We start from the raw sequence: 8576 nt of genomic DNA on the forward strand, positions 1-8576 counted from the left end.
GCCATAAGCTCTATCATCACTTACAAATCAAGCTCTCTTGTGGATAACTAACTTTAAATTCAAAACAACCAAGCTTCACTTTTTAAATTTAAAAATACCAGCAATATTTAAATTCAAAAACCCCCATAAAAGTTATCCACAAACAAAAAATTACTCAGGATTTATTATTTTTTGAATTTAAAAGATAAAAAAAGCGATCCGAAGATCGCTTTTTGGAGAATTAGAAATACGTTTAAAGGGTCATATCTGCTTTTAAAGCGAGTGGTTCTGGCAAAATTTCTGCTAATTGACGGCATAATGTCGTCAATTCATTACTATCCACGGGCATTAACGTAATGTGGCCTAACTTACGGCCCGCACGTTCCGATTTGTTATAAAGGTGCAGATGAGCGCCATTTAGTGCCAAAACATCTTCAGTTTTAGGATGCTGACCAATAATATTGATCATAACCGTTGGTCGAACAACGTCTGTTGAACCTAATGGCAACCCTGCAACAGCTCGAATATGGTTTTCAAACTGTGAACATACGGCGCCTTCAATTGACCAGTGACCTGAGTTATGCACACGTGGTGCCATCTCATTTGCACACAAGCCTTGTTCTGTCACAAATAGCTCAAGAGTCAATACACCGACATAGTTGAGGTGATTGAGCAAACGTGTAATGTAGTCTTGAGCCACTGGTTGCAAAGCTTCACTATTCGGTGCCGGAACAATTGAATGCGATAAAATGCCATTATGATGGTGGTTTTCAGCCAATGGCCAAGTTTTTACTTCACCATTTTGGCCACGCACCGCAATAATTGAAACTTCGCGAGAGAATTTAACAAAGCTCTCGGCAACTAGGCTTTTTGCAGGACCAAGTTCAGCCCAAGCAGTATCAATCTGGTCTTCTGAACGAAGTACAAACTGACCTTTGCCGTCATATCCGCCAGTTGCAGTCTTAAGCACGATCGGTAAACCAAGCTCAGTAACAGCCTTTTTCAAGCTTTCTAAACTATCTACAGCACGATACGGCGCAACAGGAATAGCAAGCTCATCAAACAATGCTTTTTCTGACAAACGATTTTGCGCAGTTGCTAAAGCAACACGGGGAGGGTGCAATATTTTGGTTTGTGTCAAAACATCAACATCTTCAACAGGCGTATTTTCAAACTCAAGACTGAAAACATCAGCACTTTCAATAAACTGCTTTAAGCCTTGCTCATCTTGGCTAGAAAAGACCTGGCCTAAAACACCTGCTGGACAATCTGTATTTGCTTCAAAAAAAGTACACTGAATATTTAATGGTAACGCCGCTTGAGCCATCATTCGACCCAGTTGCCCACCACCAAAAATACCGATAGTTTTATCCATCTCAGCCTCTTACACCTGACCCGGAATATTTTTGCTTGCAACTTTATCAGTTTGCGCAGCGCGGAAATCAGCAACATTTTTTGCGATTTCAGGACGAGTTAAACCTAAGATTTGTGCCGCCATAATTGCAGCATTCGTCGCACCAGCTGGACCAATCGCTAAAGTACCTACTGCGATACCAGCTGGCATTTGTACGATTGAAAGCAAAGAATCTACGCCATTTAAAATTGATGATTTAACTGGCACACCTAAAACTGGTAAATCAGTTTTTGCGGCACACATTCCAGGTAAATGTGCTGCACCGCCTGCACCGGCAATAATCACTTGAATACCGCGATCACGTGCAGTTTCTGCATATTCAAATAAACGATCTGGAGTACGATGAGCAGATACCACTTCCGCTTCAAATGGGACACCAAGCTGTTTAAGCATATTGGCTGTGTTTTCGAGAGTTGCCCAATCAGATTGAGAACCCATAATAATTCCAACGAGAGGTTGAGCGTCTTGTGCTGCGGCCGCATTCATTGCTAATGTTCCAGAGACAAAAGTAAAAGAAGATAAATCTCGACGAGAGCCAAGTTTTAAATGGTTCGGAAGCCCATTATTATAGACTGATTTTTCATCTCACGAAAATTTAACTGACCAGCTCTGAGAATATTTTTAATCTCATAAAAAAATGTCATGGTTTAACAGTGACACATTCTCAAATTTTATTAATATAGCGCGCTTAATGAAATCAATAAGAGCTTAATAATGAAAAAATTTCTTGAAGTCGTAACACTCACACTTTGTACAACAACGAGTTACGCGGCCTTAGTAAATTTAAACATCGATGAATTTCAAAAAACCATTAAAACTTTAAATAAAGAAAAAGGTTATAATGGAGAAATCAAAAGTGGAGCATTAACTGGCAAAGTCCAAGAAAAATTTATCGTCACTGGAACATCTGCTACTGATGAGAGAGAACCTGTTCTGATGACTGGTTATTATCTTGGTGCAACTGAGGTAGGAAATGTATATTCAATTACTGAATATCGCATTTACTGTGACGATCAGACCTATGGTTTTGCCATGTCTAATTTTGAGTCAGATGGCGCCTTAAGTTTAACCACAACAGACAGTAATTATGCTTTTGACTATGAAGACCCAACACCAAGAGATCAGCAATTTTCTAAAATTCTAAAAAAAGCGTGTAAACATCCTGCAAAATAATCAGGTATTTGGAAGAGTAAGAGCTTGTATTGAATAATTGATTCTCTACAAGCTTTTTACAGATTATTGACTTCTAAATACAAAATAAACACAACCAAATAGACATAACATTGCCCACAAATAATCGAGTTTAAATGGCTGTTTAAACAAGAAAATCATAAACGGTACAAACACGACCAGTGTGACTACTTCCTGAGTGATCTTCATTTCACCGAGTAACCAACCTTGTGCGCTTAGCATACGAGTGGCTGGAATCATAAAACTGTATTCAAGTAAGGCTATAATCCAACCGAATAGGATTGCTTGCCAAATGGGAGCATGGTGTAAAAATTTGAGATGCCCGTACCATGCGAGCGTCATAAAACAATTAGAGATAATTAAGAAAGCAAAAGCTAAAACCGTTGGGCTCAAAGGCACATCCTTCATCATCACGATAATTTAAGAATTAATATGGATTAAAAATATTATAAAAGATAAAACTGTAATTCAGCTTAAATCCAAAAAATAAAGCTGTAGTTTTATTAGGGTCTCAAACACATAGAACAACAACGATTTTTGACTATCTTTTCGAGTTTAGCCTTGCTATCGTTGCTGGCAAATTTATCAATAATGCACACACAGCAATTCATATTAATGTTGTGTACAAAAGCAGTGGAGAAGGCGAGCAATGCATCTGCATATCTTGGGTATTTGTGGCACTTTTATGGGCTCTTTAGCACTTTTAGCTCGTGATTTAGGACATAAGGTAACTGGTTCCGATTTAAACGTTTACCCACCAATGTCTACCCAGTTAGAAAACGCAGGCATTACTCTCATGCAAGGCTATGACCGCAGTCATTTACAGCCTCATCCAGACTTAGTCATTGTCGGAAATGCCATGAAACGTGGGATTGATGCAGTGGAATATATGCTGAACGAAGGTTTGCCATATATTTCTGGTCCTCAGTTTCTTGCCGATCATGTTTTACAAGGTAAACATGTACTTGGTGTAGCGGGTACACATGGTAAAACCACAACTACCACCATGCTGGCTTGGGTACTTGATCAGGCTGGTTTAAATCCAGGCTTTTTAATTGGTGGTGTTCCACTTGGCTTTAGTGAAAGTGCTCGTTTAGGTGGTGGCAAATACTTCTGTGTTGAAGCCGATGAATATGACTCTGCTTTCTTTGATAAACGTTCTAAGTTTGTTCACTATCACCCAAAAACGGCGATTTTAAACAACCTTGAATTTGACCATGCTGATATTTTTGATGACTTAGCAGCAATTCAAAAGCAGTTCCATCATCTTGTTCGTACCATTCCAAGTGAAGGATGCATTATTGCGCCAGTTACTGAAACTCATATTGATGAAGTGCTTGAAATGGGTTGCTGGACACCAGTAATTCGCACAAGTTTAGAAGCGAATGAAAAAGCTGCTTTGTCTGCTGAATTAATCTCAATTGATGGCAGCCATTTTAAAGTACTCGAAAATGGCAATGTGGTTGGTGAAGTGAAATGGAGCATGACAGGGCAACATAGTGTAGCGAATGCTTTGGCAACCATTGCAGCCGCTCAACATGTAGGTGTTGCACTTGAAACGGCTTGTGAAGCTTTATCTAACTTTGGTGGTGTAAAACGTCGTATGGAGTTACTCGGCACAGTCAGTGGTATTGAGGTTTATGATGACTTTGCTCATCATCCAACAGCAATTGACACCACTTTAGATGGCGCACGTAAACGCTTAGGTGAACGTCGTTTATGGGCCATTATTGAACCACGTTCAAATACAATGCGTATGGGCAGTCATAAAGATGGCTTAGCACATTCGGCACGCTTAGCAGACGAAGTGATCTGGTATCAGCCAGAAGGTTTAGATTGGGATTTACAACCCGTGATTGAAGCTGCTTCTAACCGTGCTCAAGTCAGCCGTTCACTTGATGAAATTATTGAACGTATTGTTAATGAAGCAGGTGAGGGCGATGCCGTTGTAATTATGTCAAATGGTGGCTTTGGCGGTTTACATCAAAAATTAATGAATGCATTAAAAGCAAAAGCTGCTTAATCTCCGCTTTATATGATTCAATAAAAAACGGGTTTCAAATTGAGACCCGTTTTTTTTCAATACGTTTAAACCTTCTCTAGCCCTAGATTGGCCATAAATTTATTAGAAACCATTAAACGTAGACTATAGACAATACTCATCGCAAAAACGCTATATCCCACGTTATTACAAATAAACGGAATACATAAAATAATGAGTGCCGTGATCGGGTAAAACCATTTGCTGATTCCAGTTAAACATTCAAATTCGTATAGTACCCAAATGCAGGTGGTATAGAGCACCACACTCACTGCAACAACAACTCCCATATATAAATCAGAAATATGCGCATGATGGGTTGTGACATCCACAGCGGCAGCAAGCGCGGCACCTACCGTAGCAATACTGACAAAAACAAAATAATGACCATAGCCCCAAACAAAAGGACGCACACCTTTCAAATGATGATGCTGTTCACTACGATCAAAATAAGCCCACCACATCGCAAACATAAGTATTAATCCACCGATCATTAAGAAAACGGCGGGGATATTCATTGACTGAGCTGCTAAAGCATCACGAATCGCATTAAAACTACCAATGATTGATTCTCCCAACACAATAATCGTGAGTAAGGCATAACGTTCTACAATATGATGAGGATGCCAAGGCGTTGGAGAATATTTTTCTGCATAGATCGGAACAAATAATTCCATCACTACTAAAAATAAAAATACGGGGATAGAAAGTATGTTTGCGAAATTAGTAACCAACCAACCAATTTGTACTAATACAATGCCTACTGCATAGCGGTAAGCAGTAATACGCCTTTCAGAGTCATGTTTTGCTGCACGCAACCACTGAGTCACCAGAGCCATGCGCATGATTACATAACCAACAATGATTACATCAAAATCCTGACTATGAAATACATCAGGAATGCCTGCGGCCATCACCAATGATCCCACAATCTGAACAAAAGTAAGGCATCGATACAATGCATCATCGTTATCATAAGCTGAAGCAAACCACGAAAAATTCATCCATGCCCACCACAGCGCAAAAAATACCATCAAGTAGCTTGGTAACGCATGCCAGAGATGATTTTCAATAATCGCATGGTGTAACTGCTGACCAGCTGTTGCAATCGCGACTACAAAAATTAAATCGAACAATAATTCGAGGGGAGTCGCTGCTCTATGTGGCTGTTTTGGATCTCTTGGGGATAGGGGCCTCAAGCTTAATTTTTTCTGTTTTTCTTGAGTAGTCATAAAATAATGTTCTCGAATAAAATGCCAACACGTTAACACTTTAATATTAACGTCTAGATCACGCATTAAAAATTATATCGACCTACTGTTTAATCTTTACTCATCAGCAAACTATATTTCATTTTTGTGACAATTCTTTATCAAGACATTAAGCTTAATTCTTTATCATAGCTCACGTTTTTGTTCTTGTTTGGAATATGAATGTCTTTAGAAACACTCAACCTTAGCTTATTCCATGTGATTAATGGGGCTCAGGATGCGAGTCAATTTATCATTCGTCTTGCTATCTTTTTTGCTAATGATCTTCTCTATATTCTATTATTCATTCTTACATTTTTATGGTTCTATGGCGATCAAGATTTAAAAAATAGGGTCATTAAATCTGTCTTTTTAACCTGCGTATCACTTTTAGTAGGTTATGTTATTTCTCTGTTTTACCATCACTCAAGACCGTTTGTAATGGGTGTGGGTACCACGTTTATTGAACATGCACCAACTGCATCTTTCCCAAGTAATCATATGCTAATTTTTAGCACCATTGCCCTGTCTTATTTATTTGCTCAGCGCAAAATAATTGGAATCATTCTTTTATTTTTATCATTTGTAGTGGCGTGGTCACGTATTTATTTAGGTGTGCATTTTCCTTTAGACATGTTAGGGGCTTTTATTGTCGCACTACTAGTCAATACAGCAGGTTATTACTTTTGGAATGCTTACGGTACAAGTTTGACCGCATTCTTTATTCATATTTACCAGATCATATGCAAACCACTTTTAGACCGCGGTTTCATTAAATAACCTATAGATCTTTTTTGCATTCACCCTCGACATTAAGTTCAGTTGCGTAATACAAAAAAATCTGCCATTCTATGTGGACTTGGATATGTTTTATCCAAAACAGAATTTAGTTTGACAAGGGGAGTAGCCTCCTCCAAACATAACAGCAATGTTATGTGTCAGATATCGTCAATACACTTTTATTAAAAAGTCGGTATCTGAGCATCGTGAAATTCATGATGTAGGCAAGACCTTGATCATGTTGATACAGATGTTTAATTCATCTGGCAACGGGTCAAGGTTTTTTTATGCCCAATTGCCGGATGTAGGGAGGATTTATGGAATCGATCGGCAATATATGGCTGTATGTAGCATTCTTTGGCATCGTCATTGTAATGCTCTTAATTGACTTTTTAGGCTTTAAACAAAAGCAAGGTCAGGATGTCTCAATTAAGCAAGCTGCTTATTGGAGCGTAGCGTGGGTAAGCGTCGCAGCCTTATTTGGTGGTGGTTTATGGCTTTATCTACAAAAAACGGTCGGGGTGACCTTAGCAAACCAAAAAACCATGGAATACTTTGCGGGTTACTTACTCGAAAAGTCCCTCGCAATTGACAACGTTTTCGTCTGGTTAATGATTTTCGCAGCGTTTGCTATTCCTGCTGCGTTACAACGTAAAATTTTGCTCTATGGCGTATTAGGCGCAATTGTACTTCGTACCCTCTTTATTTTTATTGGTGCATGGTTCGTTCAAGAGTTCTCCTGGGTACTTTATATCTTCGGTGCGTTCTTGGTATATACAGGCTTTAAGTTCTTAAAAGGACAAGAAGAAGAAACCAATATTGAAGATATCAAGCTCTTAAAATGGTTACGTAAGCACATGCGTATTACACCACAGCTTGAAGGTGACAAATTCTTTGTACGTCAAAACGGTTTATTATGGGCAACGCCGTTATTTCTAGTTTTGATTTTGGTTGAAGCTTCAGACGTGATTTTTGCAGTAGATTCTATTCCTGCTATTTTCGCAGTAACGAGCGATCCGTTTATTGTTTTAACGGCGAACTTAATGGCAATTTTAGGTTTACGTGCAATGTTCTTCTTACTTGCTGGTGCTGCGACTAAATTACATTACTTGCCATATGGCTTAGGTATCATCTTATTGTTCATTGGTGCAAAAATGTTGTTGCTTGATGTATTCCACATGCCAATCTGGATCTCGTTAAGCTTTATCGTAATAGTATTAGCAATCACTGCTTACCTTTCTCTACGTCATAATAAGCGACAAATCTCATAGAATCTTTACTTACATAATATTAAAGGGCTTTCTATGAAAGCCCTTTTTAAATTAGGAATTGACTATTTTTAATTTTGGCCATTCTTGTAACCAATTTTTGCTTTCTACACGATTTTTGAAAGTTTGATAACTAACTAGAGCTGAATTCCAACGTAAATTCAATTCAAACAAATCTGATAAGCCAAAAGGTGCAATTATTTCTAAATTACCGAAAGTGTCGAAACGTATTGCTACAGCTGTTGCTGTTTCTGACCATAATGATAATGCTTCCTCAATCGAAGTTAATGGTTGAATTTTTTCACCATTATCTTTACGGTACCATGTATGTACCAAAGCCTGATTAACAACATCCCAATCTTGATTTGGAAATTTGCTTTTTAAATCACTTTGCAATTCTTTTTGATAACTATCATCATATTCATTAGCATTATAATAAATCACATCCATATCACTTCTATTTAAATCATAAGTTTTGCCATGTAAATATGACCAAACAGTATTTCTCACAGCACCAGCACTTAAATAAACTTTTGGATGCAATTGAGAAATGATAGCTAATGTCTTAAATAAATAAGGAGATTTCATCACCAAATCAATAAAATCTTGTTGATAATTATTATATATATTTGTCATATTTGGAAAAATACTAA

9 protein-coding genes are annotated in these 8576 nt (G+C 38.0%); 4 read left to right on the forward strand and 5 right to left on the reverse strand.

Features of this window, described 5'->3' with window-relative positions:
- Positions 1-232: 232 nt before the first annotated feature.
- Positions 233-1354, reverse strand: a complete 1122-nt coding sequence (locus HUN22_RS13490; RefSeq protein WP_174730315.1) for a 5-(carboxyamino)imidazole ribonucleotide synthase — start codon at positions 1352-1354, stop codon at positions 233-235.
- Between the two features lie 9 nt (positions 1355-1363).
- Complete coding sequence (gene purE, locus HUN22_RS13495) at positions 1364-1879, reverse strand: 5-(carboxyamino)imidazole ribonucleotide mutase (RefSeq protein WP_002115451.1); 516 nt, start codon at positions 1877-1879, stop codon at positions 1364-1366.
- 228 nt (positions 1880-2107) lie between these two features.
- Here purE and HUN22_RS13500 point away from each other — a divergent pair, with 228 nt between their 5' ends.
- The gene (locus HUN22_RS13500; RefSeq protein WP_174730318.1) at positions 2108-2566 is read left to right on the forward strand and encodes a hypothetical protein; all 459 of its coding nucleotides are present in this window, start codon (positions 2108-2110) and stop codon (positions 2564-2566) included.
- A gap of 63 nt (positions 2567-2629) precedes the next feature.
- Here HUN22_RS13500 and HUN22_RS13505 read toward each other — a convergent pair whose 3' ends face one another.
- Complete coding sequence (locus HUN22_RS13505) at positions 2630-2992, reverse strand: DMT family protein (protein WP_080649754.1); 363 nt, start codon at positions 2990-2992, stop codon at positions 2630-2632.
- 241 nt (positions 2993-3233) lie between these two features.
- On the opposite strand from HUN22_RS13505, the gene mpl reads away from it, so the two are divergent.
- Entirely contained in the window at positions 3234-4607 is a 1374-nt protein-coding gene (gene mpl, locus HUN22_RS13510) for a UDP-N-acetylmuramate:L-alanyl-gamma-D-glutamyl-meso-diaminopimelate ligase (protein WP_174730321.1), read from the forward strand.
- A gap of 65 nt (positions 4608-4672) precedes the next feature.
- Here the strand turns inward: mpl and HUN22_RS13515 are convergent, their stop codons facing one another.
- The gene (locus HUN22_RS13515; RefSeq protein WP_174730324.1) at positions 4673-5923 is read right to left on the reverse strand and encodes a low temperature requirement protein A; all 1251 of its coding nucleotides are present in this window, start codon (positions 5921-5923) and stop codon (positions 4673-4675) included.
- A gap of 135 nt (positions 5924-6058) precedes the next feature.
- Here HUN22_RS13515 and HUN22_RS13520 point away from each other — a divergent pair, with 135 nt between their 5' ends.
- Positions 6059-6655 (forward strand): undecaprenyl-diphosphatase, encoded by a 597-nt coding sequence (locus HUN22_RS13520; RefSeq protein ID WP_031949349.1) that lies wholly within the window; start codon positions 6059-6061, stop codon positions 6653-6655.
- Positions 6656-6972: 317 nt separating this feature from the next.
- Positions 6973-7926 carry a TerC family protein gene (locus HUN22_RS13525; protein WP_174730326.1) on the forward strand — a complete coding sequence of 318 codons (954 nt, stop codon included), beginning with the start codon at positions 6973-6975 and terminating at the stop codon, positions 7924-7926.
- 51 nt (positions 7927-7977) lie between these two features.
- On the opposite strand, the gene HUN22_RS13530 is transcribed toward HUN22_RS13525, so the two are convergent.
- On the reverse strand, positions 7978-8576 hold a 599-nt coding region (locus HUN22_RS13530; RefSeq protein ID WP_254617542.1), incomplete at its 5' end, for a nucleotidyltransferase family protein.

It is taken from the genome of Acinetobacter lactucae, assembly GCF_013344765.1.
Taxonomy (GTDB): domain Bacteria; phylum Pseudomonadota; class Gammaproteobacteria; order Pseudomonadales; family Moraxellaceae; genus Acinetobacter; species Acinetobacter lactucae_A.

Excerpts from the sequence above, each read along its gene's own strand:
- mpl (WP_174730321.1), top strand. The coding sequence starts at position 3,234 with ATGCATCTGCATATCTTGGGTATTTGTGGCACTTTTATGGGCTCTTTA.
- HUN22_RS13505 (WP_080649754.1), bottom strand. The coding sequence starts at position 2,992 with ATGAAGGATGTGCCTTTGAGCCCAACGGTTTTAGCTTTTGCTTTCTTA.
- HUN22_RS13490 (WP_174730315.1), bottom strand. The coding sequence starts at position 1,354 with ATGGATAAAACTATCGGTATTTTTGGTGGTGGGCAACTGGGTCGAATG.
- HUN22_RS13525 (WP_174730326.1), top strand. The coding sequence starts at position 6,973 with ATGGAATCGATCGGCAATATATGGCTGTATGTAGCATTCTTTGGCATC.
- HUN22_RS13500 (WP_174730318.1), top strand. The coding sequence starts at position 2,108 with ATGAAAAAATTTCTTGAAGTCGTAACACTCACACTTTGTACAACAACG.
- purE (WP_002115451.1), bottom strand. The coding sequence starts at position 1,879 with ATGAATGCGGCCGCAGCACAAGACGCTCAACCTCTCGTTGGAATTATT.
- HUN22_RS13520 (WP_031949349.1), top strand. The coding sequence starts at position 6,059 with ATGTCTTTAGAAACACTCAACCTTAGCTTATTCCATGTGATTAATGGG.
- HUN22_RS13515 (WP_174730324.1), bottom strand. The coding sequence starts at position 5,923 with ATGCGTGATCTAGACGTTAATATTAAAGTGTTAACGTGTTGGCATTTT.